Origin of the sequence: Diaphorobacter sp. MNS-0 (assembly GCF_019602835.1) — a bacterium.
Taxonomy (GTDB): Bacteria; Pseudomonadota; Gammaproteobacteria; order Burkholderiales; family Burkholderiaceae_C; genus Diaphorobacter; species Diaphorobacter nitroreducens.
Genome location: NZ_CP080761.1, coordinates 1,855,032 through 1,877,986, shown reverse-complemented (window position 1 = coordinate 1,877,986; position 22,955 = coordinate 1,855,032). Strand labels below are relative to the sequence as shown.

21 protein-coding genes and 2 tRNA genes are annotated in these 22,955 nt (G+C 66.3%); 8 read left to right on the top strand and 15 right to left on the bottom strand.

All coding sequences use genetic code 11. From position 1 onward, the window contains the following. Positions 1 to 27 precede the first annotated feature (27 nt). The 11 genes from K2L43_RS09060 to uvrB form a co-directional block, all read right to left on the bottom strand. Positions 28 to 102 (bottom strand) — tRNA-Val (locus tag K2L43_RS09060). A 38-nt stretch (positions 103 to 140) separates the two neighbouring features. Further along, positions 141 to 215: transfer RNA gene (locus K2L43_RS09055), tRNA-Val, on the bottom strand. 41 nt (positions 216 to 256) lie between these two features. Continuing rightward, complete coding sequence (gene dnaQ / locus K2L43_RS09050; RefSeq protein WP_011805369.1) at positions 257 to 970, bottom strand: DNA polymerase III subunit epsilon; 714 nt, start codon at positions 968 to 970, stop codon at positions 257 to 259. Next, on the bottom strand, positions 970 to 1,308 hold the full coding sequence (fdx, locus tag K2L43_RS09045) for an ISC system 2Fe-2S type ferredoxin (RefSeq protein ID WP_011805370.1): 339 nt from the start codon (positions 1,306 to 1,308) through the stop codon (positions 970 to 972). Before fdx ends, dnaQ begins: the two co-directional genes overlap by 1 nt. A gap of 33 nt (positions 1,309 to 1,341) precedes the next feature. Continuing rightward, positions 1,342 to 3,210 carry a Fe-S protein assembly chaperone HscA gene (gene hscA / locus K2L43_RS09040; RefSeq protein ID WP_047350341.1) on the bottom strand — a complete coding sequence of 623 codons (1,869 nt, stop codon included), beginning with the start codon at positions 3,208 to 3,210 and terminating at the stop codon, positions 1,342 to 1,344. Between the two features lie 66 nt (positions 3,211 to 3,276). Then, positions 3,277 to 3,795, bottom strand: coding sequence for a Fe-S protein assembly co-chaperone HscB (gene hscB / locus K2L43_RS09035; protein ID WP_011805372.1), 519 nt, complete (start codon positions 3,793 to 3,795; stop codon positions 3,277 to 3,279). Positions 3,796 to 3,863: 68 nt separating this feature from the next. Then, positions 3,864 to 4,187, bottom strand: a complete 324-nt coding sequence (gene iscA, locus K2L43_RS09030) for an iron-sulfur cluster assembly protein IscA (protein WP_011805373.1) — start codon at positions 4,185 to 4,187, stop codon at positions 3,864 to 3,866. Positions 4,188 to 4,192: 5 nt separating this feature from the next. Next, on the bottom strand, positions 4,193 to 4,594 hold the full coding sequence (gene iscU / locus K2L43_RS09025) for a Fe-S cluster assembly scaffold IscU (RefSeq protein WP_011805374.1): 402 nt from the start codon (positions 4,592 to 4,594) through the stop codon (positions 4,193 to 4,195). Positions 4,595 to 4,631: 37 nt separating this feature from the next. Further along, positions 4,632 to 5,852, bottom strand: coding sequence for an IscS subfamily cysteine desulfurase (locus K2L43_RS09020; protein ID WP_220638908.1), 1,221 nt, complete (start codon positions 5,850 to 5,852; stop codon positions 4,632 to 4,634). A 104-nt stretch (positions 5,853 to 5,956) separates the two neighbouring features. Continuing rightward, the gene (iscR, locus tag K2L43_RS09015) at positions 5,957 to 6,493 is read right to left on the bottom strand and encodes a Fe-S cluster assembly transcriptional regulator IscR (protein ID WP_011805376.1); all 537 of its coding nucleotides are present in this window, start codon (positions 6,491 to 6,493) and stop codon (positions 5,957 to 5,959) included. Between the two features lie 234 nt (positions 6,494 to 6,727). Continuing rightward, positions 6,728 to 8,824 (bottom strand): excinuclease ABC subunit UvrB, encoded by a 2,097-nt coding sequence (gene uvrB / locus K2L43_RS09010; protein WP_103738699.1) that lies wholly within the window; start codon positions 8,822 to 8,824, stop codon positions 6,728 to 6,730. A gap of 108 nt (positions 8,825 to 8,932) precedes the next feature. Between uvrB and K2L43_RS09005 the strand changes: the two genes are divergently transcribed. The 5 genes from K2L43_RS09005 to K2L43_RS08985 all read left to right on the top strand — a co-directional run bounded on the left by K2L43_RS09005 (position 8,933) and on the right by K2L43_RS08985 (position 13,993). After that, positions 8,933 to 10,129 carry an amino acid aminotransferase gene (locus K2L43_RS09005; protein WP_011805379.1) on the top strand — a complete coding sequence of 399 codons (1,197 nt, stop codon included), beginning with the start codon at positions 8,933 to 8,935 and terminating at the stop codon, positions 10,127 to 10,129. Between the two features lie 153 nt (positions 10,130 to 10,282). Beyond that, on the top strand, positions 10,283 to 12,052 hold the full coding sequence (locus K2L43_RS09000; protein WP_011805380.1) for a methyl-accepting chemotaxis protein: 1,770 nt from the start codon (positions 10,283 to 10,285) through the stop codon (positions 12,050 to 12,052). Positions 12,053 to 12,054: 2 nt separating this feature from the next. Further along, positions 12,055 to 12,933: a CaiB/BaiF CoA-transferase family protein gene (locus K2L43_RS08995; RefSeq protein WP_047350336.1), complete on the top strand. Its 879-nt coding sequence runs from the start codon at positions 12,055 to 12,057 to the stop codon at positions 12,931 to 12,933. Positions 12,934 to 12,940: 7 nt separating this feature from the next. After that, on the top strand, positions 12,941 to 13,408 hold the full coding sequence (locus K2L43_RS08990; protein ID WP_047350335.1) for a DUF1294 domain-containing protein: 468 nt from the start codon (positions 12,941 to 12,943) through the stop codon (positions 13,406 to 13,408). A gap of 162 nt (positions 13,409 to 13,570) precedes the next feature. Further along, positions 13,571 to 13,993 carry a hypothetical protein gene (locus tag K2L43_RS08985; RefSeq protein WP_011805450.1) on the top strand — a complete coding sequence of 141 codons (423 nt, stop codon included), beginning with the start codon at positions 13,571 to 13,573 and terminating at the stop codon, positions 13,991 to 13,993. 18 nt (positions 13,994 to 14,011) lie between these two features. On the opposite strand, the gene K2L43_RS08980 is transcribed toward K2L43_RS08985, so the two are convergent. Then, the gene (locus K2L43_RS08980) at positions 14,012 to 16,552 is read right to left on the bottom strand and encodes a YgiQ family radical SAM protein (RefSeq protein ID WP_220638907.1); all 2,541 of its coding nucleotides are present in this window, start codon (positions 16,550 to 16,552) and stop codon (positions 14,012 to 14,014) included. A gap of 113 nt (positions 16,553 to 16,665) precedes the next feature. Between K2L43_RS08980 and K2L43_RS08975 the strand changes: the two genes are divergently transcribed. The 3 genes from K2L43_RS08975 (at position 16,666) to K2L43_RS08965 (ending at position 19,141) form a co-directional block, all read left to right on the top strand. Beyond that, entirely contained in the window at positions 16,666 to 17,259 is a 594-nt protein-coding gene (locus tag K2L43_RS08975) for a YigZ family protein (protein WP_220638906.1), read from the top strand. A 109-nt stretch (positions 17,260 to 17,368) separates the two neighbouring features. Continuing rightward, a complete protein-coding gene (locus tag K2L43_RS08970) occupies positions 17,369 to 18,781 on the top strand; it encodes a dihydrolipoyl dehydrogenase (protein ID WP_220638905.1) in 1,413 nt (470 codons plus the stop codon). Positions 18,782 to 18,937: 156 nt separating this feature from the next. Next, positions 18,938 to 19,141 carry a YjfB family protein gene (locus K2L43_RS08965; protein ID WP_011805454.1) on the top strand — a complete coding sequence of 68 codons (204 nt, stop codon included), beginning with the start codon at positions 18,938 to 18,940 and terminating at the stop codon, positions 19,139 to 19,141. A gap of 58 nt (positions 19,142 to 19,199) precedes the next feature. Here K2L43_RS08965 and K2L43_RS08960 read toward each other — a convergent pair whose 3' ends face one another. Genes K2L43_RS08960 through K2L43_RS08950 form a run of 3 tightly spaced genes read right to left on the bottom strand, consistent with a single transcriptional unit; the run spans position 19,200 to position 22,920 of the window. After that, positions 19,200 to 20,327, bottom strand: a complete 1,128-nt coding sequence (locus K2L43_RS08960) for an FAD-binding oxidoreductase (protein ID WP_220638904.1) — start codon at positions 20,325 to 20,327, stop codon at positions 19,200 to 19,202. A 21-nt stretch (positions 20,328 to 20,348) separates the two neighbouring features. Further along, on the bottom strand, positions 20,349 to 21,899 hold the full coding sequence (locus tag K2L43_RS08955) for an amidase (RefSeq protein ID WP_220638903.1): 1,551 nt from the start codon (positions 21,897 to 21,899) through the stop codon (positions 20,349 to 20,351). A gap of 43 nt (positions 21,900 to 21,942) precedes the next feature. Next, a complete protein-coding gene (locus K2L43_RS08950; protein ID WP_015913179.1) occupies positions 21,943 to 22,920 on the bottom strand; it encodes a tripartite tricarboxylate transporter substrate binding protein in 978 nt (325 codons plus the stop codon). Positions 22,921 to 22,955 lie beyond the last annotated feature (35 nt).

Here is a 22,955-nt window from a genome sequence, read left to right as displayed (position 1 = left end):
GCCATACGGGCTGCAAGGGGTTCGGATTGGTGGGTGATACATGGATCGAACATGTGACCCCTGCCGTGTGAAGGCAGTGCTCTACCGCTGAGCTAATCACCCAAAGACTGTATTTTTGCGAGTACAGGCCCTGACAAAACTGGTGGGTGATACATGGATCGAACATGTGACCCCTGCCGTGTGAAGGCAGTGCTCTACCGCTGAGCTAATCACCCGTGTCGTTGCTGCGACAGCCCGCGATTATGGCATAGCTTTCTCACGCCTCAGACAAAGTCCGCCAAATTGTTTTACCGCTGCTGGACTTGTCGATCTGCACGAGTACTTCCTCATGCTCGGCAAGCTCCTGCGCACTGGCGGTCAGCACCGTCAGTGCAATGCGGCTCAGATCTACCGCGGCCACGGTGGTGCCTCCTGCCCCGGCGGTGGCCTCATCCATGATCAGCAGGGCATCCTGCCCGCGGGTCATGTTGATGTAGACATCCGCCAGCAACTCCGCGTCCAGCAAGGCGCCGTGCAGCGTACGGCTGGAATTGTCCACGCCCAGCCGGTCGCACAGCGAGTCCAGCGAGTTGCGCTTGCCCGGGAACATCTCCTTGGCCATGGCCAGGGTGTCGATCACGCCCCCGACATGCGCGGACAGCGGCGCCAGGCCAACCAGTTCCAGCTCCTTGTCCAGGAAGCCCACGTCGAAGCTCGCGTTGTGGATGATGAGTTCCGCGCCCTGCAGGTATTGCAGGATGTCTTGCACCCGCTCGGCAAACTTGGGCTTGTCGCGCAGGAATTCATTGCTGATGCCGTGCACCTTCAGCGCGTCCTCATGGCTGTCGCGCTCGGGGTTCAGGTACAGATGCAGATTGTTGCCGGTGAGCTTGCGGTTGACGAGTTCCACGCAGCCCAGCTCGATGATGCGGTCACCCCCTTCCGCCGACAGGCCGGTGGTCTCCGTGTCCAGAACAATCTGCCGGGACATCAGTGGTTCTCCTTGGCGTGGTTGATCGAGTACTTAGGAATCTCCACCGTCACATCGCTCTGCGCCAGGATGGCCTGGCACGACAGGCGCGATTGCGGCTCCAGGCCCCACGCGCGGTCCAGCAGGTCTTCCTCCTCCTCTTCCGCATCATTGAGCGATTCGAATCCTTTGCGCACGACCACATGGCAGGTCGTGCAGGCGCAGCTCATATCGCAGGCGTGCTCGATCTTGATGCCGTTGTCCAGCAATGCCTCACAAATCGAGGTGCCGGCCGGCGCGGTGATTTCCGCGCCCTCGGGACAGTATTCGTGATGAGGCAGGATCTTGATGACGGGCATGGGTGTTTAAATCAATGGATGAGGTTTGTGCGCTCAGAGGGCGCTGACGTTCTTGCCTGCCAGGGCTTGGCGGATACCGCGGTTCATGCGCTGCGCGGCAAATGCCTCGGTGCCCTTGGCCAGGGCCTGCGCCGCGGCCTCGACAGCCGCCGCGTCGGTGCTGGTCTCCAGCGTGGCGCGCAGTGCATGCATCAGGTCGTCGATCGCCGTGCGCTCCGCGGCCGTTAGTACATCGCCGTCCACGTCCAGTGCGCTCTGCGTGGCGATCAGCAGGCGGTCGGCATCCACACGGGCTTCAACCAATGCGCGCGTCTGCATGTCCTGCTGCGCGGTCGCAAAGCCCTCTTGCAGCATGCGCGCGATCTGCTCGTCGCTGAGCCCGTAGGACGGCTTGACGTCAATACGCGCCTCCACACCGCTGGCCTGCTCGCGCGCAGCCACGCTGAGCAGACCATCCGCATCGACCGTGAACGTGACGCGGATGCGCGCCGCGCCCGCTGCCATGGGGGGAATGCCCCGCAGCTCAAAGCGCGCTAGGCTGCGGCAGTCCTGCACCAGGTCGCGCTCGCCCTGCACCACGTGGATGGCAAGAGCGGTTTGGCCGTCCTTGTAGGTGGTGAAGTCCTGCGCCTTGGCCGTGGGAATGGTCTCGTTGCGGCCGATGATGCGTTCGACCAGCCCACCCATGGTTTCGATGCCCAGCGACAGCGGAATCACGTCCAGCAGCAGCAGATCGCCGGCCGCATCGTTGCCGGCCAGTTGGTTGGCCTGGATGGCCGCGCCGATGGCCACCACTTCGTCCGGGTTGAGGTTGGTCAGCGGTTCACGGCCGAAGAATTCGGCCACCGCGGTGCGCACGACCGGCATGCGCGTGGAGCCGCCCACCAGCACCACGCCCTTGACCTCATCGCGCTCGATCTGCGCATCGCGCAGGGTGCGGCGCACCGCCGCCAGGGAGCGCTGGGTGAGATCCGCTGTCACTGCAGCAAAATCTTCACGCTTAACATCAAATTGCACTGTAGCGCCCGCCACATCTGCGGTAAAAGCTACATTATCAGTAGCAGTCAGCGCTTCCTTGCAGGCGCGCGCGGCCAAGCGCACCGCCGTCTTGTCCTCGGGCGTACTCGCCCGAACACCTGTCTGCTGCATCACCCACTCGGCCAGAGCCGCGTCGTAATCGTCGCCGCCCAGGGCCGAGTCCCCCCCGGTGGCAATGACTTCGAACACCCCTTGCGCCAGGCGCAACACGGAGATATCGAACGTGCCACCGCCCAGGTCGTACACGGCATAGACGCCTTCGGCTCCGTTGTCCAGCCCGTAGGCAATCGCGGCGGCCGTCGGCTCGTTGATCAGGCGCAGCAGATTCAGGCCCGCGAGATGGGCGGCATCCTTGGTCGCCTGGCGCTGCGCGTCGTCGAAATATGCGGGCACCGTGATCACGGCGCCGTAAAGGTCACTGTCGAAACTGTCTTCGGCACGGTAGCGCAGCGTGGCAAGGATCTCGGCACTGACTTCCACCGGCGATTTCACGCCTGCCGCGGTGGACAGCGAGAGCATTCCGCCACTGTCGGTCGCTGCAATGAAGTTGTAAGGCAGCTTCTCGCGCCCCGTGATGTCGCCCAGGCCCCGGCCCATGAATCGCTTGACGGATGACACCGTGTTGGCCGGGTCCTGCATCTGCGCTGCAGCGGCCTCGTAGCCGATCTGCCGCCCGCCCCCGCCCAGGTAGCGAACGACGGAAGGCAAAAGCACCCTGCCCTGCGCATCGGGCAAGCACTCGGCGACCCCGTTGCGCACCGCCGCCACCAGCGAATGCGTGGTGCCCAGATCAATGCCGATGGCAACGCGCCGCTGGTGAGGATCGGGCGATTGCCCTGGTTCAGAAATCTGCAGAAGCGCCATGAAATGAGTGTGGAAAAGCCGGGGCCCGCAAGCGCACGCCCAGGCAGGAGTGACCGAATAAAGCGCCTATTGTCCCAGTTGCTCTCGGCGCAAATCGATGTCGTGCGCAAATCGCGCAATGAACATGAGGGCTCTGACCTCGCGGGCTGCGCCGGCATAGTCCTGCTGCTGGTCCAGCAGTTCCGCACAACGGGCCAACGCCACTTGCCGCGCCATATGGGTGGTGTCGTCCAGCGCGTCAAGCTCCGCAGCACTGCGGGCCTCATCCAGGGCTTCGCGCCACTCCATCTGCTGCATCAGGAAGGCCGCGGGCATGGCGGTGTTGTCCTCGGCGCGGATGGGCGAGCCGCCCAGTTCGCAAAGGTAAGCCGCCCGCTTCAAAGGATCCTTCAGGCGTTGGTATGCCTCGTTGATGCGCACCGACCATTGCATCGCCACACGCTGGGCGGCGGCGCCCTGCGCCGCAAACCGGTCGGGATGGGCTTCGCGCTGCAGGTCCTTCCACCGCGCGTCCAGAGCGTCGCGGTCCTGCGCAAAGCGGCGTGGCACGCCAAAAAGTTCGAAATCGTCGGATTGGAGGTTCATGGCAATAAAAAAAACCGCCAGCGCGGCGGGCGATGGCGGTCCTGTGCAATAAGCGGCCTACGGCGTGCTCACACGCGGAAGCTCTCTCCACAACCACAGCGGTCGCGCTCATTCGGGTTATTGAAGCGAAAGCCTTCATTGAGGCCCTCGCGCACAAAATCCAACTCGGTCCCGTCGATATAAGCAAGGCTCTTGGGATCGATCAGCACCTTGACGCCGTGATTTTCAAACACAACGTCTTCGGGTGCCTGCTCATCGACATATTCAAGCTTGTAAGCCAGGCCTGAGCACCCGGTGGTCTTGACACCCAGGCGCACGCCCACGCCCTTTCCCCGCCGGGCGAGGTAGCGCGTCACATGGCGCGCGGCAGCTTCGGTCAACGTGATCGCCATGGTCTTCAGGCGGCCTCGACAGCCGCTCCGTGCTTGGCCTTGTAATCGTTGACGGCGGCCTTGATGGCGTCTTCCGCCAGGATGGAGCAGTGGATCTTCACCGGCGGCAGCGCCAGCTCTTCGGCGATCTGGCTGTTCTTGAGCGAGGCAGCCTCATCCAGCGTCTTGCCCTTGACCCATTCCGTCACCAGCGACGAGGACGCAATGGCGGAGCCGCAGCCGTAGGTCTTGAAGCGCGCATCCTCAATCACACCCGTATCGGGGTTCACCTTGATCTGCAGCTTCATCACGTCGCCGCAAGCCGGCGCACCGACCATGCCGGTGCCCACCGAGTCGTCACCCTTGTCGAAGGAACCCACATTGCGGGGGTTCTCGTAATGGTCAATCACTTTGTCCGAGTAAGCCATGGTGTGTTTCTCCTGTATTCCGTCGTTCCGCGTGTGGTCAGTGAGCTGCCCATTGGATGGTGCTCAGGTCCACCCCATCCTGGTACATCTCCCAGAGGGGGCTCAACTCACGCAACTTGGCGACGTTGTGCCGGATGGTGCTGATCGCGTAGTCAATTTCTTCTTCCGTCGTGAAACGGCCAATGGTCATGCGCAGGCTGCTGTGGGCCAGCTCATCGCTGCGGCCCAGGGCGCGCAGCACATAGCTGGGTTCCAGGCTCGCCGAAGTGCAAGCCGACCCGGAAGACACCGCCAGTCCCTTGATGCCCATGATCAGGGATTCGCCTTCCACGAAGTTGAAGCTCATGTTCAGGTTGTGGGGTACGCGCCGCTCCAGGTCGCCGTTGATAAAGACCTGCTCCACATCCTTCAGACCGTCCAGCAGACGCTTTTGCAGCGCTTGGACCTTTTCCAAATCCTGGGCCATTTCCAGCTTGGCCAGGCGGAAGGCCTCGCCCATGCCCACAATCTGGTGGGTGGGCAACGTGCCCGAACGCATGCCGCGCTCGTGGCCGCCACCATGCATCTGCGCTTCCAGGCGCACGCGCGGCTTGCGGCGCACGTAGAGGGCTCCGATGCCCTTGGGTCCGTAAGTCTTGTGCGAAGCCAGGCTCATCAAATCCACGGGCAATTGGGTCAGGTCGATTTCGACCTTGCCGGTGGCCTGCGCGGCATCCACGTGAAAAATGATGCCCTTCTCGCGGCAAAGCGCACCCAGCTGGGGAATGTCCTGGATCACGCCGATTTCGTTGTTCACGAACATGACACTGGCCAGGATCGTGTCAGGGCGGATGGCGGCCTTGAACTCCTCGATGTCGAGCAGGCCGTTCTCCTGCACATCAAGGTAGGTCACCTCGAAGCCTTGGCGCTCCAGTTCACGCATCACGTCAAGGACGGCCTTGTGCTCCGTCTTCACGGTGATGAGATGCTTGCCCTTGCCTTGGTAGAAATGGGCAGCGCCCTTGATGGCGAGGTTATTGGATTCAGTGGCGCCCGAGGTCCACACGATCTCGCGCGGGTCGGCGCCGATCAGATCGGCCACATGGCCGCGGGCTTGCTCCACAGCCTCTTCGGCCTCCCAGCCCCAGGCGTGGCTGCGCGACGCCGGGTTGCCGAAGTGTTCGCGCAACCAGGGAATCATCGCGTCGACGACCCGTCCGTCCACGGGGGTCGTGGCGCCGTAGTCAAGATAGATAGGGAAATGCGGAGTCATGTCCATGGCTGGCTCAGTGAAAGGTTCTGGCTGGCATCAGAAAGCAATAGGGTCGACGTGGCGAGCCCGCCCCGCGCGCAGCCCGTGGCCGGCGCGGGTCAGCCTACAGATCAAGATTTGGCGAACGCGTTGCCGAGGGCAAACACCGAATTGGGTGCATTCACACGGATCGGCTTGACCACCGGCGTGGTGGAGATCGCGCGGCGCGTGACCGGCTTGTCTTCGATTTGCACGCCCTTGGCGAGCTGATCGTCCACCAGTTTCTGCAGCGTGACGGAATCCAGGAATTCCACCATGCGCTGGTTCAGAGAGGCCCACAGCTCGTGAGTCATGCAACGGCCCGCCTCGCCCAGGCAGTTTTCTTTGCCACCGCACTGCGTGGCATCAATGGGCTCGTCCACGGAGACGATGATGTCTGCCACGGTAATATCGCCCGCCTTGCGGGCGAGCGTATAACCCCCGCCAGGGCCGCGCGTGGATTCCACCAGTTCGTGGCGGCGCAGCTTTCCGAACAATTGTTCCAGATAGGACAGCGAAATCTGTTGGCGCTGGCTGATGGCCGCCAAGGTGACGGGCCCGTTGTTCTGGCGCAGGGCCAAATCGATCATGGCGGTGACCGCAAAACGGCCTTTGGTTGTGAGACGCATCGCAAGCTCCTTGTCTAGGCTTGATCGTTATAGAAACGCCGCGGCATGCGTATAGCCAACCGGGCACCGTCTCCACCCTTTCCCTGAAGAGCTACGGTCGCAGCCTCCAAGGCCCTTGTTTGTAGTGGGGCTCTTTCTTGAGTATTTGAGACAAGTATAGCACAAATCCCTATTAATTTGTCGGGTAACTAGACTAAACAGTCGCGTTTTCTCCTGCAGGGTCGCAAAGCCTGGTCATGCGGCAGGGATTTGATCGCCGCCATGCGCTCCAAACACCCGGTCCTTGAGACGGGTCAATTGATCGCGCACCCGAGCAGCCTGCTCAAACTCCAGGTTGCGGGCGTGTTCCAGCATGAGCTTTTCCAGCCGCTTGATTTCGCGGGCAATGTCCTTTTCGGACATCTCCTCCAATTCGGCCTGCCGCGCCGCATCTTCGCGGAGTCGCTGGGCTTCCTGGCCTGCCTTCTCGCTGTACACGCCGTCAATCAGGTCTCGCACCTGCTTGACGATGCTGCGCGGCGTAATACCCCGGGCCTCGTTGTATGCGATCTGTTTGGCGCGGCGGCGTTCCGTTTCGCTGATCGCCTTGCGCATTGAGTCGGTGATCCGGTCGGCATACAGGATGGCCTTGCCGTGCAGGTTGCGCGCCGCCCGGCCGATGGTCTGGATCAGGCTGCGTTCGGCGCGCAGGAAACCCTCCTTGTCGGCATCCAGGATGGCCACCAGGGAGACCTCAGGAATGTCCAGCCCCTCACGCAGCAGGTTGATCCCCACCAGGACATCGAAGGCTCCCAGGCGCAGGTCGCGAATGATTTCCACACGCTCCACGGTGTCGATATCGGAGTGCAGATAGCGCACCTTGACCCCGTTGTCGCTCAGGTAATCGGTCAGTTGCTCCGCCATGCGCTTCGTCAGCGTCGTAATGAGTACGCGTTGATTCTTTTGCGTGCAAATGCGTATTTCCTGCAGCACGTCATCCACCTGATGGGTAGCGGGACGCACCTCCACCTCCGGGTCCACCAAGCCGGTGGGCCGTACCACCTGGTCCACCACCTGGCCCGAGTGCTCCTTCTCATAATCAGCCGGAGTGGCCGATACAAACACCACCTGCCGCATGCGCTTCTCGAACTCCTCGAACTTGAGCGGCCGGTTGTCCAATGCCGACGGCAGGCGAAAGCCGTACTCGACCAGCGTAGTCTTACGCGCGCGGTCGCCGTTGTACATGGCGTTGAGTTGCCCGATCATCTGGTGGCTCTCATCCAGGAACATCAGCGCATCGGGCGGGAGGTAGTCGGTCAGCGTGCTCGGCGGCTCGCCAGGCGCAGAACCCGACAGGTGGCGCGTGTAGTTCTCGATGCCCTTGCAGTGCCCCACTTCGCTGAGCATTTCCAGGTCGAAGCGCGTGCGCTGCTCCAGCCGTTGCGCCTCCACCAACTTGCCCTCGGCCACGAAGAACTTGAGCCGCTCGTCCAGTTCCTGCTTGATGGTCTCCACGGCCGCCAGCACCTTGTCGCGCGGCGTGACGTAATGGCTGCTGGGGTACACCGTGAAGCGCGGGATTTTTTGCTGGATACGCCCCGTGAGCGGGTCGAAAAGCTGCAGGCTTTCCACCTCGTCGTCGAACAGTTCGATGCGCACCGCCAGCTCGGAATGCTCGGCAGGGAACACATCGATGGTGTCGCCACGCACGCGGAACTTGCCCCGGCTGAAGTCCTGCTCGTTGCGCTGGTACTGCATGCGGATCAGCTGCGCGATCGCGTCACGCTGGCTCAGCTGGTCGCCCACGCGCAGCGTCATGATCATGCGGTGGTAGCTCTCGGGCTCGCCAATGCCGTAGATGGCCGACACGGTGGCCACGATGACCACATCGCGCCGCTCCAGCAAGCTCTTGGTGCACGACAGGCGCATCTGCTCGATGTGCTCGTTGATGGCGCTGTCCTTCTCGATGAACAGGTCGCGCTGAGGCACGTAGGCCTCGGGCTGGTAGTAGTCGTAATAGCTCACGAAGTACTCCACGGCGTTCTTGGGGAAGAACTCGCGGAACTCGCTGTACAGCTGTGCGGCCAGCGTCTTGTTGGGCGCGAAGATGATGGCCGGCCGTCCCAGGCGGGCGATCACGTTCGCCATGGTGAAGGTCTTGCCCGAGCCCGTCACCCCCAGCAGGGTCTGGAACACCTCGCCGTCCTGCACGCCCTCCACCAGCTTGGCGATGGCCTCGGGCTGATCACCGGCGGGCGGGTATGGCTGGTACAACGAAAAGGGCGAACCTGGAAACTGGACGAACTGCCCGTCCGCCGCGCCAGCGGCCGGCTCAGAGGTGACTTCATGCATGGCGGAGGTAAACGGCGCGCGGGGGCGGCCGTTAAAATCAAGAGTGGACCGAAAGCCTACCGTAGGTGAGGTCCCGTCGTCAGATTTCCATCCCCTCAAGGACTTTTCATGTCTCTGTTCACCGCCGTCGAAATGGCTCCCCGCGACCCGATCCTGGGTCTCAACGAACAATACGCCGCCGACCCCAATCCAGCCAAGGTCAACCTGGGCGTGGGCGTGTACTTCGACGACAACGGCAAGCTGCCCCTGCTGCAGTGCGTGCAGGCGGCCGAAAAGGCCATGATGGACAAGCCCGCTGCGCGCGGCTATCTGCCCATCGACGGCATCGCCGCCTATGACAACGCGGTCAAGGCCCTGGTGTTCGGCGCGGAGTCCGACGTCGTCAAGGCCGGCCGCGTGGCCACGGTGCAGGCCATTGGCGGCACGGGCGGCCTGAAGATCGGCGCAGACTTCCTCAAGAAGATCAGCCCGAACGCGAAGGTGCTGATCTCCGACCCGAGCTGGGAAAACCACCGCGCCATCTTCACCAATGCCGGCTTCGAGGTGGGCAGCTACCGCTACTACGACGCCGCCAACCGCAAGGTGGACTTCGACGGCATGCTGGCCGACCTGAACGCCGCCGCGCCCGGCACCATCGTGGTGCTGCATGCCTGCTGCCACAACCCCACGGGCTACGACATCACCGCCGCGCAGTGGGAGCAGGTGATCGCCGCCGTGAAGGCTAAGGGCCTGGTGGCCTTCCTCGACATGGCCTACCAGGGCTTCGGCCACGGTATTGCCGAGGACGGCGCCGTGATCGGCAAGTTCGTCGCGGCCGGCCTGAACATCTTCGTGTCCACCTCGTTCTCCAAGAGCTTCAGCCTGTACGGCGAGCGCGTGGGTGCGCTGTCCGTGGTGGCCAACGACAAGGACGAGGCCGCGCGCGTGCTCTCGCAGCTCAAGATCGTGATCCGCACCAACTACAGCAATCCGCCCACGCACGGCGGCGCCGTGGTAGCCGCGGTGCTGAACAACCCCGAGCTGCGCGCCCTGTGGGAAAAGGAGCTGGGCGAAATGCGCGTGCGCATCAAGGAAATGCGCCAGAAGCTGGTGGACGGCCTGAAGGCCGCCGGTGTGAAGCAGGACATGGGCTTCATCACCACGCAGATCGGCATGTTCAGCTACTCCGGCCTGTCCAAAGACCAGATGGTGCGCCTGCGCAATGAGTTCGGCGTGTACGGCACCGACACCGGCCGCATGTGCGTGGCCGCGCTCAACAGCAAGAACATCGACTACGTCTGCCAGGCCATTGCCAAGGTGATGTAAGTATCACGTGCACAAAAACCGCCCTCCCGGGCGGTTTTTTTTTTGGCATATCCGAAGCCATCTCGCACGGATCTCACACTTCGTTACAAGCCTTGCATAATTCGGACGCCCTGCGCATCTGAACAAATCCATAGACGCCCGCCACTGCACATCATGAATCACTTCAAGATCTCGACCCGCCTTGTGTTCCTCATCGGACTGATGTCCGTCCTGCAGCTCATCGTGGGAGGCATAGGCCTCTATGGCACAGACCAGACCAAAGAAGGCCTGCGCACCGTGTACGAAGACCGTGCCGTGCCCCTGGGTCAGCTGTCGCAAATCCAGTCCAACCTGCTGGAAAACCGTCTGGCGCTGACCAGCGCCCTTGCCAACTTCACACCCGAAGAAGTCACACGCACTGCTACAGAAATCGACCGAATCCTGGCGGAAACCAGCAAGATCTGGGTAGCGTACGCTGCCACCAGCATGACTGCCGCCGAGAAGGTGCTGGCCAACAAGTTCGAGGCCGACCACACCAGATTTGTGAATGAAGCCCTCAAACCTGCAGTCGCCGCGTTGCAGGCGGGTGATTTTGACAAAGGCAAAAGCCTCAACGACACCATGGTGCGCCCGGGCTATGCCCCCCTGCGGGAAGGCATACAGGCCCTGGTCGATCTGCAGCTGAATGAAACCAAAGCCGAGTTCAATGCCGCCACCAGCCGCTACAACACGCTGCGCGCTCTCTCGATCGGCTCCATTGTCCTCGGGATCGCCTTTGGTGTGCTTTTTGGGCTGGCCGTGATGCGCAACATCACCCGCTCCCTGAAAGAAGCCGTGGAAGCCGCCGACGCCGTTGCCCATGGTGACCTGAGCCGCAGCATCCCAGTCCATGGCAAGGACGAAATATCGCTGCTCTTGCGCTCGCTCGCTGCCATGCAGGAATCGCTGGCACATGTCGTGCAGCGGGTACGCAGCGGTTCCGAATCTGTGGCGATGGCCAGTGCCGAAATTGCCCAGGGCAATCAGGACCTGTCGGGCCGCACCGAAAGCCAGGCCAGCGCACTGGAAGAAACCGCCGCCAGCATGGAGCAACTGGGCTCCACCGTGCGCCAGAACGCCGACAACGCGCGTGCGGCCAACCAGTTGGCCCAAAGTGCCAGCATCGTGGCTGTTCAGGGTGGGCAGGTCGTGGCCCAGGTGGTGGACACCATGAAGGGCATCAACGACAGCAGCAAGCGGATTGCCGACATCATCAGCGTCATTGATGGCATCGCCTTCCAGACCAACATCCTGGCCCTCAATGCGGCCGTGGAAGCCGCCCGGGCCGGCGAGCAGGGCCGGGGCTTTGCCGTGGTGGCCAGCGAGGTGCGCAGCCTGGCCGGGCGCAGCGCCGAAGCGGCCAAGGAAATCAAGAGCCTCATCACCGACAGCGTCAACCGTGTCGAGGCCGGCAGCGCCCTGGTGGATCAGGCGGGCACCACCATGCAGGAGGTGGTGGGCTCCATTCGCCGCGTGACCGACATCGTGGGCGAGATCAGCGCGGCCAGCAGCGAGCAGAGCGCCGCCGTGACGCAGGTCGGCGAAGCCGTGACACAGATGGATCAGGTCACGCAGCAGAACGCAGCACTGGTCGAGGAAATGGCCGCCGCGGCCAGCAGCCTGCGCAGCCAGGCGGCCGATCTGGTCAACACCGTGGCCGTCTTCAAGCTCGGTGCGCAGGGCGGCAACACGCCCGTGCGCCCGGCAGCCCCGCAGGCTCCCGCAGCACAGGCCCCGGCGCCCATGCCCGCACCAGCCCCCCGCCCCGCTCTGCGCACGGCGGCACCCGCAGCCAAACGCGCGCCCGCCCCCGCCAAAGCCAAGGCGGTGGCCGCACTTCCGCCCAGCACGCCCAAGGCGCCACCCGCCAGCGCGGGCAAGGACGATGAATGGGAGTCCTTCTGAGCATGAACGCACCGCTTGCGCATACCCGCGTCCTCAGCCTGGCACTCAACCTGCCGGGCCCTGCGGCCCTGTTGCGCTGCGCCCAAATGGGTGCACAGTGCACCAAGCTTGAACCGCCCCCGGCCCCGGGCCAGCCCAGCGCCGACCCCATGGGCATCTACAGCCCGGCTGCCTACGGTGAACTGCACCAGGGCGTGCGCGTGCTGCATGCCCACCTCAAGACAGACGAAGGCCAGGCCGCGCTGCATGCCGAACTGGCGCACACCGACGTGCTGATCACATCCTTTCGCCCCTCGGCGCTGACCAAAATCGGGTTGGGCTGGGAGGCGCTGCAGGCGCGCTACCCGCGCCTGTCGCTGGTGCGCATCGTCGGCGCCCTGGGCGAGCGCGCCGAGGAACCGGGCCACGATCTCACTTACGAGGCCGAGACCGGGCTGCTGGCCAGCCTGCAGGTGCCCCCCACGCTGTTTGCCGACATGGCTGGTGCCCTCATGGCCAGCGAGGCCGTTCTGCAGGCCCTGCTGGCACGCGCGCAGCAGGGCACGGGGGTCTGCATCGAGGTGGGACTGGCCGAGGCCGCGCAGTGGCTGGCGATGCCCCTGCACTGGGGCCTGACCACACCGCAGGGCGATGTGGGCGGTGCCCACGCGGGCTACCGCGTCTACCCTTGCGCCGACGGTCGTGTGGCCGTGGCTGCTCTCGAGCCGCACTTTGCCACGCGCCTGTGCGAGGCCGCAGGCCTCGCGGCCCGGGGCGACATGGAGCACATGCGCGACCAGGCCACCCACGCAGCCATCGCCCGCTTCCTCCTGGGGCATACCCGTGACGAACTGACCGCGCTGGCGCAGTCGCGCGACATTCCGCTGCACACCCTGCGCTGAACTGGCCATGCAAGGCACTGAGCGGCGCAGGGATGGCGACAAAAACCCGCGCACCACGCAGGTGCGGCCCCGGTCTGCGCGCCAGCAGAACACGTCCCCTGCGGGCGCCCGCCTGGCCATGCTGCTGATGCTGGGCTGGCTGGCCCTGCTCGCCTGGGGTGCCTGGGCACAGCGCCTGCCACTGTGGCTGCTGGTGGCCGTAGCGGGACTCAATCTGGTGACTTTTTTCGCCTATGTCCTCGACAAAAGCGCTGCCCAGCGCGGCGCCTGGCGCACCCGGGAGAGCCACCTGCACCTGCTCGCCCTGCTGGGCGGCTGGCCTGCCGCATGGTGGGCCCAGCAGTGGCTGCGCCATAAATCGCGTAAACAGGACTTCCGCGCGGTGTATTGGGGCACGGTGGTGTTGAACTGCGCCGCACTGGCGGTGTGGACGCTGCGGCCGCAGACGCTGCGCGAAGTGCTTTCTTTTTTATAGCTGCTCGCGCTTACCAGCATTGCGGCGGGGCCGGTTTTTATCGGGATCTGCGGCATGCCCTGCGGCCACGTCCGACAGCGCGGCCTTCCATCACCCGACAGCCAGGCGATGCTGCTGCGCCTCCAATGGGTCCAGTTTTTTGCCGCATTGGAGAACGACGCCATGAAGCCTTTCGCCCTCGACCCGAGCATGACCACGGCGACCGGGACTTTCTACCCCACGGGCCATGTGTTCGCGCTGTTTGCGAACGAGGAGGCGGCGCGCTCCGCAGGCCAGGCGCTGCAGGCCCAGGGTCGCGATGACGTGGCGCACGCCACGCCGCCGATGATCCTGGAACATGTGGTGCGCACGCTGGGCAATGCCGATGCACCCCTGCCCTCGGTCGGTGCGGAGGGCGTGATCGTGCGCCGCATCGCGCAACTGGCCAGCGACGGCGCCCACGGCCTGTTGCTGCGTGCCGCGGATTCCGACGCTCCGGAGACGCTGCGCGACCTGCTGCAGCCGCTGGGCCCGCTGGCGGCGTTCTACTACCGCCGCCTGGTCATTGAGGAACTGGTGCCCGCCCCCGCCGGTCCCGCGCGCTGACGGCCGGGTGCCGCCCCGTCAGCGCCGCCGGCCCGTACCCTTGCCCGACGCCGGGGTGCCGGCCCCGCCCTGGCGGCGCCCCGCGGCGCCCGCCGCGTTGCCGCCGGCATTGCCACGGCTGCCAGTGCGGGCACCGGTGCCGGCACGTGGCGGCAGGCCGGTGTTCTGCGTGAGCATGCGGCCCGGCTGCGGCGCGCTGCTACGAAAACGCACGTCTCCCTGCGGCTCCTCCGGCTCCTGCGGGCGGCGGCGCAGCGCCACGGCCTTGCCGTCCTTGTTGATGGTGTAGCCCACGCCGGCCCCGCCACCCTTGGGCCCGGTGCTGTTTTTCTTGCGGGCACTTTGGTAGCTGCCGTCGACCAGCGGCTGGAAGGTGGGGATCAGGTGGTGCTTGCCGTTACCGATCAGGTCGGCCCGGCCCATGCTTTTCAGCGCCTCGCGCAGCAGCGGCCAGTTGTTGGGGTCGTGGTAGCGCAGGAAGGCCTTGTGCAGGCGGCGGCGCTTTTCGCCACGCACCACGTCCACCTGTTCCTCGGCCACGTCGCGCATCTGCCGTCGCACGCGCGTGAGCGGGTTGCGGCCCGAGTGGTACATGGCCGTGGCGCTGGCCATGGGGCTGGGGTAGAAGGCCTGCACCTGGTCGGCGCGAAAGCCGTTCTTCTTGAGCCAGATGGCCAGGTTCAGCATGTCCTCGTCGGTAGTGCCGGGGTGGGCGGCGATGAAGTACGGGATCAGGAACTGTTTCTTGCCCGCCTCTTCGGTGTACTGCTCGAACATCTGCTTGAAGCGGTCATAGTTGCCGATGCCTGGCTTCATCATCTTGGACAGCGGCCCCGCCTCGGTGTGCTCGGGCGCGATCTTGAGGTACCCGCCCACGTGGTGCTGTACCAGCTCCTTCACGTATTCGGGGGACTTCACCGCCAGGTCGTAGCGCAGGCCGGAGCCGATGAGGATCTTCTTGATGCCCGGCAGCTTGCGCGCACGGCGGTAGATGTTGACCAGCGGCGCATGGTCCGTGTGCAGGTTCTGGCAGATGCCGGGAAACACGCAGCTCGGCTTGCGGCAGGCGGCCTCGATCTCTGGGCTCTTGCAGCCCAGGCGGTACATGTTGGCCGTGGGGCCGCCCAGGTCGGAGATGGTGCCGGTGAAGCCCTTGACCTTGTCCCGGATGTCCTCCACCTCGGCAATGATGGAATCCTCCGAGCGGCTCTGGATGATGCGTCCCTCGTGCTCGGTGATGGAGCAGAAGGTGCAGCCGCCAAAGCAGCCGCGCATGATGTTGATCGACGCGCGGATCATCTCCCATGCCGGGATCTTGGTGGGCCCCTCGTAGCTGCCCTGCGCGTCCAGGTACTGCGGATGCGGGTTGCGCGCATACGGCAGGCCGAACACCCAGTCCATCTCGGCCGTGGTGAGCGGGACGGGCGGCGGGTTCAGCCACACGTCGCGCGCCGTCGCGCCCTCGCCATGCGCCTGCACCAGCGCGCGGGCGTTGCCCGGGTTGGTCTCCAGGTGCAGCACGCGGTTGGCGTGGGCGTAGAGCACCGGGTCGGCCTTCACCTGCTCATAGCTGGGCAGGCGGATCACGGTGCGCTCGCGCGGCGGCAGCGCCCGACCGCTGCGCCCCTTGGAGGGCAGCGCCGGGTTGGGCACGATCTGCACGGTCCGCAAGGGTTTTTGGCCTGCAGCGCTTTGTGGATCAGCGCTGGCAGCTATTGAATTTGCAGCATCTTCCTGCGAACACGCCTGGCCCTGGGCCGCAGCCTGCTCGCTGGTGGTCATGTAGGGATTGATCAGCTCATCCACGCGGCCGGGCTCGTCCACCTCGGTGGAGTCGATCTCGAACCAGCCGGGCTCGGACGCGCGCCGCACAAAGGCCGTGCCGCGCACGTCGGTGATGGTCTCCACCGGGTCGCGCCGCGCGATGCGGTGGGCCACTTCGACCAGGGCACGCTCGGCGTTGCCGAACAGCAGGATGTCGCACTTGCTGTCCACCACGATGGAGCGGCGCACCTTGTCGCTCCAGTAGTCATAGTGGGCGATGCGGCGCAGAGAGCCTTCGATGCCGCCCAGCACGATGGGCACGTCCTTGTACGCCTCGCGGCAGCGCTGGCTGTAGACCACGGCGGCGCGGTCGGGCCGCTTGCCACCCACGTCGCCGGGCGTGTAGGCGTCGTCGCTGCGGATCTTGCGGTCCGCCGTGTAGCGGTTGATCATCGAATCCATGTTGCCCGCGGTCACGCCCCAGAACAGGTTGGGCTTGCCCAGCACCTTGAACGCGTCGGCGCTCTGCCAGTCCGGCTGCGCGATGATCCCCACGCGAAAGCCCTGCGCCTCCAGCACCCGCCCGATCACCGCCATGCCGAAGCTCGGGTGGTCCACATAGGCGTCGCCCGTCACCAGCACCACGTCGCAGCTGTCCCAGCCCAGCTGCTCCATCTCTGCACGGCTCATGGGCAGGTACGGCGCCACGCCAAAGCGCTTGGCCCAGTAGGGGCGGTAGCTGGTCAACGGCTTGGCGTTGCGCGGGAAGAAGGAAACATCGATCGGGGCGTTCATGGGCGGGCCTGCAGGGGGGGCCGGGCATTTTAGAAGCCATGCCCCCTTTGCGCCTAACCGCCCCCGCATGGCCCTTGTCGCCGTCGGCCCATGGGGTAAGCTCGGCCGCCCCCATGCCCTACACCCTCAGCGCCCCCGTTCACAGCGAACTCATCATCAAGAAAAGCCGCTTCATCGGCTGCGTGCAGCCCATGGCCGACCGCGCGAGCGCGCAGGCCGTGGTGGATGCGCTGTGGCGCGAACACCCGGGCGCGGCCCATGTGTGCTGGGCGCTGCTGGCGGGCGGCCAGTCCGCCGCAGTGGACGACGGCGAGCCCAGCGGCACCGCCGGGCGGCCCATGCTGGATGTGCTGCGCCACCAGGACCTGGAGGGCGTGCTGGCCACCGTGGTGCGCTATTTCGGCGGGGTGAAGCTGGGCGCGGGTGGCCTGGTGCGCGCCTATACCGATACCGTGGCCCAGGCGCTGCTGCAGGCCGACAAGGTGCCGCTGCAGCGCATGCGCACCCTGGAATGCAGCGTGCCCTACGCCCTGGAAGGACTGCTGCGCCGCATGATCGACGGTGCTGGCGTGCAGCTGCTGCAGGTGCAGCATGCCACGCTGGTCACGCTGCAACTGCGCCTGCCCGAGGCCGAGGCCGAGGCCTTCGTCCACCAGGTGAACGAAGCAGGCCAGGGCCGCGTGGCCTGGGGCGAATCCACGGACTGAAGACCGGGGGCGGGCCGCGCCCACGCAAGCCCAACAATGCCTGCGCGCCTACATGCCGCGCCGGCGCGCGCGGCGACACTGGCGGCCCGCATTGACAAGGAGCCCCTCCATGAGCCAGCCGCTGGACGTGATTATCCTGGGCGCCGGGTCCGCCGGACTGGCGGCGCTGCGCGAGGTGCGCAAGCGCACCGACCACTGGCGCATCGTGAACGACGGCCCCTGGGGCACCACCTGCGCGCGCGTGGGGTGCATGCCGGCCAAGATGCTCATCGAGGCCGCCAACGCCTACCATGCGCGGCGCGCGCTGCACACCTTCGGCATCGAGGGCGCGGATGCGCTGCGGGTGGACCTGCCCGCCGTGCTGCGCCGCGTGCGCGCGCTGCGCGATGACTTCGTGGCCGGCACGCTGGCCGCCACCGACGCGGGCGAGCGCGCCATCAGCGGCCACGCCCGGCTGCTGGACGCGCAACGTGTGGAAGTGAACGGCCAGGTGCACACCGCGCGGCGCATCATCATCGCCACGGGCTCGCGCCCCATCGTGCCGGAGGACTGGCTGGCTTTTGGCGACCGCATCCTCACCACCGACACGCTGTTCGAGCAACCCACGCTCGGCCCGCGCGTGGCCGTCATCGGGCTGGGGCCGCTGGGGGTGGAAATCGCGCAGGCGCTCGCGCGGCTGGGGGTGGAAGTGATTGCCTTCGCCACGGGCAACACCGTGGCCGGCCTGAGCGACCCCGCCATCAACGACGCGCTGCTGGCGCGGCTGAAGGACGAATTCATCGTCAACGTGGGCGACAAGGCCGAGCTGCGCGAGGTGGCCGGCGGCATACAGGTCACCAACGGCAGCGCGACCGTGGTGGTGGACCAGGTGGTGGCCGCCATGGGCCGGCGCCCGAATCTGGAGCACCTGGGGCTGGACACGCTGGGCGTGGCGCTGGACGACAAGGGCCGCCCGCCCATCGATCCGTGCACCCTGCAGGTGGGCGATCTGCCCGTCTTCATCGCGGGCGATGCCGATGGCGACCGCCCCCTGCTGCATGAAGCCGCGGACGAGGGCCACATTGCGGGGTTGAACGCCCTGGCGCCTACGCCGCGCGGCTTCGCCCGGCGCACGCCGCTGGCCATCACTTTCAGCCAGCCCCATGCCGCCGTGGTGGGACAGCGCCATGCCGATCTGCCCCAGGGGCAATGGGTGGTGGGCACGGTGGACTTTGCGCGCCAGGGCCGCGCGCGCGTGGCGCAGTGCAACCACGGGCGCCTGAACGTGTACGCCGAGCACGGCAGCGGCCGTCTGCTGGGCGCCGAGCTGTGCGCGCCTGCGGGCGAACACATGGCTCACCTGCTGGCGCTGGCCGTCGAGCAGCGGCTGACGGTGCACGACCTGCTGCGCATGCCCTTCTACCATCCGGTGCTGGAGGAAGGCCTGCGCACGGCGCTGCGCGACGCGGCCTCGCGCCTGCCCAAGGCCAGCGATTCCGACCTCGCCGCCTGCGAGGCCTACGGCGCGAGCGCGCTGGACTGATACAAAAACAATAGCTGGCTGCGCTTGCCAGGATGGATTTTCAGCACCAAAACAGCTTGAAATTCTTACGTATCAAGCGCCAACAGCTATGTTTATAGAAGCACCCTTGAATCCGCGGTGAACTGACCGATAACAAGAGGTACACCGGAGATCGCCATGGACGTCGCCCTCACCCAATCCATCGTCAGCACCGCCAGCGCCCTCGCCAGCCGCGAGACGGCCGATGCCGTCCAGGTCACCGTGCTGAAGAAGGCCCTGGACACGCAGGAAACGGCCGCCGCCACCCTGCTCGCCGCCCTGCCCCAGCCACCGCTGGCGACCGGGGGCCCGCTGGGCACGCAGCTCAACACCTACGCCTGACGCGCACGGCGCGCTGGCTTTTTTCGGCGGCTCAGGCCGGCTTCAGCTCTGGCCTTGCTCAGCGCAGCCGCGCAGGCGACAGGCCCGCCACGTCCACACCCTCGCGCGCCAGCTCCGGGGCCAGCGGCTCGCCCAGTGCCAACTGCCGCGTCAGCAGCGCCGCGCCCGCCGCGCTCTGGATGCCATAGCCGCCTTGCGCGGCCAGCCAGAAGAAGCCGGGCACATGGTTGTCCCAGCCAATGACCAGGTCGCCATCGGCCACGAACGAGCGCAACCCCGCCCAGGTGTGCGAGGGGCGGCGGATCTGAAAGCACGTCACCTGCTCGATGCGGTGGATACCCAGCGCCACGTCCAGTTCCTCAGGCACCACGTCGTGCGGCGCCACGGCATCGGCATTGGCGGGGGAGCCCAGCATCTGCCCCGCGTCGGGCTTGAAGTAGTAGTCCTCCGCAATGCCGATGACAGCGGGCCAGTGGGCCGCTTGCATGCCGGCCGGCACGGGGAAGGTGAAGGCCGTGCGCCGGCGCGGCTCCAGCCCGATGGGCGGCACGCCCGCCTGGGCTGCCACCACATCGGCCCAGGCGCCTGCGGCATTGACCACGGCGCGCGCGCGCAGCACCTCGCCATCGGCCAGGGTGATGTGCCAGCCCTCCTCGCCCCGCTGCAGGGCCGTCACCTCGGCATGGGTGCGGATCTCGCCACCACGCTGGCGCAGGCCGCGCAGGTAGCCCTGGTGCAGCGCATGCACGTCGATGTCGGCGGCGCCGGGCTCGCTCATGCCCGTGGCCACGGCCTCGGGGCGCAGGCACGGGGCCTGCTCCAGCAGCTCCTCGCGCGTCAGGCGGCGCACCTGCGGGTTGCGCGGCAGCGCCTCGGCGTAGGCGGCTTCCAGCAGGTCGAGCTGGTCGGGCCCCGCCAGGTACACCACGCCGCGCGGCGTGAGGATGGGGGCGCTGCCGAATTCGGGCGGCGGCGCATCGTAGAACGCGCGGCTGGCCCGTGTGAGTGCGCAGATGTTGGGCGTGCCATAGGTGGCCGAGTACAGCGCAGCCGACCGGCCGGTGGTGTGGTAGCCGGGCTGGGCCTCGCGCTCCAGCAGCAGCACGCGGCGGTGCGCGGCCAGTTCCCAACCGGCGGAGGCGCCGGCAATGCCCGCGCCGATGATCACAAAGTCATAGGGTTGCATGGGTTCCCTCGCCAATCACTGTCAGACCGCCGACGCCTGCTCCGCGGTACCGCGTGCGCCCAGCCGCGGCACGCCGCGCGCGTCATCGGGGTCCGGCGCGTGGGTGACGATGGAGGTGAGCGCGGGTTGCACCGGCCCCAGCCGGGCCAGGTCGGGCCGCGGGCGCTGCAGGCCATCGATGCGGGCAAAGGCTTGCTCCAGCCCCAGGCCGATGGACAGCAGGCGATGGTCGTCGCGAAAGCGCCCCACCACCTGCAAGCCGAACGGCATACCCGCCGTGTCGCGCCCGCAGGGCACGCTGAGCGCGGGGTGCGTGGTCAGCGTGGTCACATAGGTCAGCGCCAGCCAGCGGTAATAGTTGGCCTGGGGTTCCCCGTTGATGTGACTCGCGTACAGCGCGGTCCATGGGAAGGGCGAGACCGGCGTGGTGGGTGCCAGGATCACGTCGAAGTTGGCAAACGCCTCCTGGAAGCGCGCCAGGATGCGCGTCTGCTCGGCCTGTGCCCAGGCGCTGTCCAGCAGCGACATGGCCGCACCCATCTCGTAGTTGGCGCGCGTGTTGGGCCCCAGGCTGGCGGGGTCGCGCTCGTAGGCCTCGCGCATGCCGGCCAAGAAGCTCTCGGCCCGCAGCACGTCGAAGCAGCGGTGCACTTCGCCCAGGTCCAGCCGGATCTCCTCGCAAGAGCGGAACAGGTGGCGCATGGCGCCGATCTTGGCGCGGAACACCGCGCGGATGCCGTCGTCCACCGCGCAGGCGCCGAAGTCTTCGGTGTAGCCCACGCGCAGGCCGCCCAGGTCGGCCGGCTCCAGGTGCAGGAAGCTGTGGGGGTCCAGGGGGTAGGTCAGCGGGTCGCCCGCCGACAGGCCGGCCGATGCGGCCAGCTGCAGGCAAGCCTCGGCCATCGTGCGGCCCATGGGGCCGACCACGGAGATCGGCGTCCAGCCCAACAGCTTGCGCGAGCTGGGCACCACGCCGGGCGACGGCCGAAAACCCACCACGCCGCACTTGGCCGCAGGGATGCGCAGCGAGCCGCCCGTGTCCGAGCCCGTGCACACGGGCAGCATGTCGCAGGCCAGCGCTGCGGCCGACCCGCCGGACGAGCCGCCCGCGTTCAGGCGCGGATCGAACGGGTTGCCCGTGGCCCCCCAGACCACGTTGCGCGAATTGGCGCCCGCGCCCATCTCGGGAATATTGGTCTTGCCCGTGACAATGGCGCCGGCCGCGCGCAGGCGCGCCACCAACACGTTGTCCTGCGCAGGGATGTTCTCGCGGTAGATGGGCGAGCCGTAGGTGGTCAGCAGGCCGGCGGTGGCCTCCAGATCCTTCACGCCCATGGGCAGCCCGTGCAGCAGGCCGAGGGGCTCGCCGGCGCGTACCGCCCGCTCGGCGGCCTGCGCCTCGGCGCGGGCGCGGTCGTAGCAGGTGGCGGTGACGGCGTTCACAGAGGGGTTCACCGCCTCGATGCGGTCGATGCAGGCTTGCAGCAGCTCGACGGGCGAGATCTCGCCCGTGCCGATGCGGTGGCGCAGTTCATTGGCGGACAGTTCCACCAGCGTGGGATCAGCAGTCATGGTCGTGAAGAAGGTCCAGGGGCCATTGTGGATGAGCCGCGCCTCAGTCGGCGGTGATGCCCGCGCGCTGGGCGATGGCACGCATCAGCGGCAGCTCCCGCTCGATCAGCGCGGCCAGCTCGGCCGACGAGGCGAATGCCGGCTCAAAGCCCAGCGCGAGCAGGCGCTCGCGCGTGTCCGGGTCGGCCACCACCTCGGCCAGCGTCTTTTCCAGCCGCGTCTTTACCGCGGCAGGCAGGCCTGCGGGCGCCACCAGGGCCAGCCAGGTGTCCATGTTCAGGCCGGGGTAACCGCTCTCGGCCAGCGAGGGTACCTGGGGCAGCAGGGTCGAGCGCTTCTCGGTGGTGACGGCAATCGCCTTGACTTTGCCCTCCTTGAGCTGGGGCAGCGCGGCCGACACCGTGTCCACGGTGAACGGAATCTGCCCGCCGATCAGGTCCACCATGGCCGGCGCGCTGCCCTTGTAGGGCACATGCTGGATCTTCAGGCCCGCGGCATGAAAGAACATCTCGCCCGCGAACTGCGAGGTCGTGCCCGCGCCGAATGAGCCGTAGGAATACTTATCGGGCGCGGCCTTCACGGCACTGACGAACTGCTTCACATCGTTAACCGGCACGCTCTTGCTGGCCAGCAGGATCAGCCCCGTGCGCCCGGTGATGCCGATGGGATCGAAGCTCTTGACGGGGTCATACGGCAGCCGGGGCCGCACTGCCGGGTTCACCGTGAAGGTGGTGCCTGAGCTCAGCAGCAGCGTGTAGCCGTCCGGCGCGGCCTTGGCCACGTAGCTCGCACCGATCACCGTGCCCGCGCCAGCGCGGTTGTCGATGACCACGCTTTGCCCCAGCTTGTCGCCGAGCTTCTTGCCGATCAAGCGGCCCAGCACATCGGTGGCTCCACCCGCGGGGAACGGAATCACCAGCGTGATGGGCCGGGAGGGAAACGCCTCCTGCGCATGCGCGGGGGCGAAAGCGGCGGCGCCCAGTGCGCAGGCCAGCATGGACAACATCGTCTTGCGGTTCATGGCGTTCTCTCCAGTCAAGCCAGTCAAAAAACAGA

What these genes read in the sequence shown, in the direction of transcription:
- K2L43_RS08980 (WP_220638907.1), bottom strand. Translation starts at nt 16,552, where the DNA reads ATGAACGCCCCGATCGATGTTTCCTTCTTCCCGCGCAACGCCAAGCCG.
- K2L43_RS08995 (WP_047350336.1), top strand. Translation starts at nt 12,055, where the DNA reads ATGAACGCACCGCTTGCGCATACCCGCGTCCTCAGCCTGGCACTCAAC.
- dnaQ (WP_011805369.1), bottom strand. Translation starts at nt 970, where the DNA reads ATGTCCCGGCAGATTGTTCTGGACACGGAGACCACCGGCCTGTCGGCG.
- K2L43_RS09005 (WP_011805379.1), top strand. Translation starts at nt 8,933, where the DNA reads ATGTCTCTGTTCACCGCCGTCGAAATGGCTCCCCGCGACCCGATCCTG.
- iscR (WP_011805376.1), bottom strand. Translation starts at nt 6,493, where the DNA reads ATGCGTCTCACAACCAAAGGCCGTTTTGCGGTCACCGCCATGATCGAT.
- K2L43_RS09000 (WP_011805380.1), top strand. Translation starts at nt 10,283, where the DNA reads ATGAATCACTTCAAGATCTCGACCCGCCTTGTGTTCCTCATCGGACTG.
- K2L43_RS08985 (WP_011805450.1), top strand. Translation starts at nt 13,571, where the DNA reads ATGAAGCCTTTCGCCCTCGACCCGAGCATGACCACGGCGACCGGGACT.
- iscU (WP_011805374.1), bottom strand. Translation starts at nt 4,594, where the DNA reads ATGGCTTACTCGGACAAAGTGATTGACCATTACGAGAACCCCCGCAAT.
- uvrB (WP_103738699.1), bottom strand. Translation starts at nt 8,824, where the DNA reads ATGCATGAAGTCACCTCTGAGCCGGCCGCTGGCGCGGCGGACGGGCAG.
- hscA (WP_047350341.1), bottom strand. Translation starts at nt 3,210, where the DNA reads ATGGCGCTTCTGCAGATTTCTGAACCAGGGCAATCGCCCGATCCTCAC.
- K2L43_RS09020 (WP_220638908.1), bottom strand. Translation starts at nt 5,852, where the DNA reads ATGGACATGACTCCGCATTTCCCTATCTATCTTGACTACGGCGCCACG.
- K2L43_RS08950 (WP_015913179.1), bottom strand. Translation starts at nt 22,920, where the DNA reads ATGAACCGCAAGACGATGTTGTCCATGCTGGCCTGCGCACTGGGCGCC.
- K2L43_RS08990 (WP_047350335.1), top strand. Translation starts at nt 12,941, where the DNA reads ATGCAAGGCACTGAGCGGCGCAGGGATGGCGACAAAAACCCGCGCACC.
- K2L43_RS08955 (WP_220638903.1), bottom strand. Translation starts at nt 21,899, where the DNA reads ATGACTGCTGATCCCACGCTGGTGGAACTGTCCGCCAATGAACTGCGC.
- fdx (WP_011805370.1), bottom strand. Translation starts at nt 1,308, where the DNA reads ATGCCCGTCATCAAGATCCTGCCTCATCACGAATACTGTCCCGAGGGC.
- K2L43_RS08960 (WP_220638904.1), bottom strand. Translation starts at nt 20,327, where the DNA reads ATGCAACCCTATGACTTTGTGATCATCGGCGCGGGCATTGCCGGCGCC.
- hscB (WP_011805372.1), bottom strand. Translation starts at nt 3,795, where the DNA reads ATGAACCTCCAATCCGACGATTTCGAACTTTTTGGCGTGCCACGCCGC.
- K2L43_RS08970 (WP_220638905.1), top strand. Translation starts at nt 17,369, where the DNA reads ATGAGCCAGCCGCTGGACGTGATTATCCTGGGCGCCGGGTCCGCCGGA.
- K2L43_RS08975 (WP_220638906.1), top strand. Translation starts at nt 16,666, where the DNA reads ATGCCCTACACCCTCAGCGCCCCCGTTCACAGCGAACTCATCATCAAG.
- iscA (WP_011805373.1), bottom strand. Translation starts at nt 4,187, where the DNA reads ATGGCGATCACGTTGACCGAAGCTGCCGCGCGCCATGTGACGCGCTAC.
- K2L43_RS08965 (WP_011805454.1), top strand. Translation starts at nt 18,938, where the DNA reads ATGGACGTCGCCCTCACCCAATCCATCGTCAGCACCGCCAGCGCCCTC.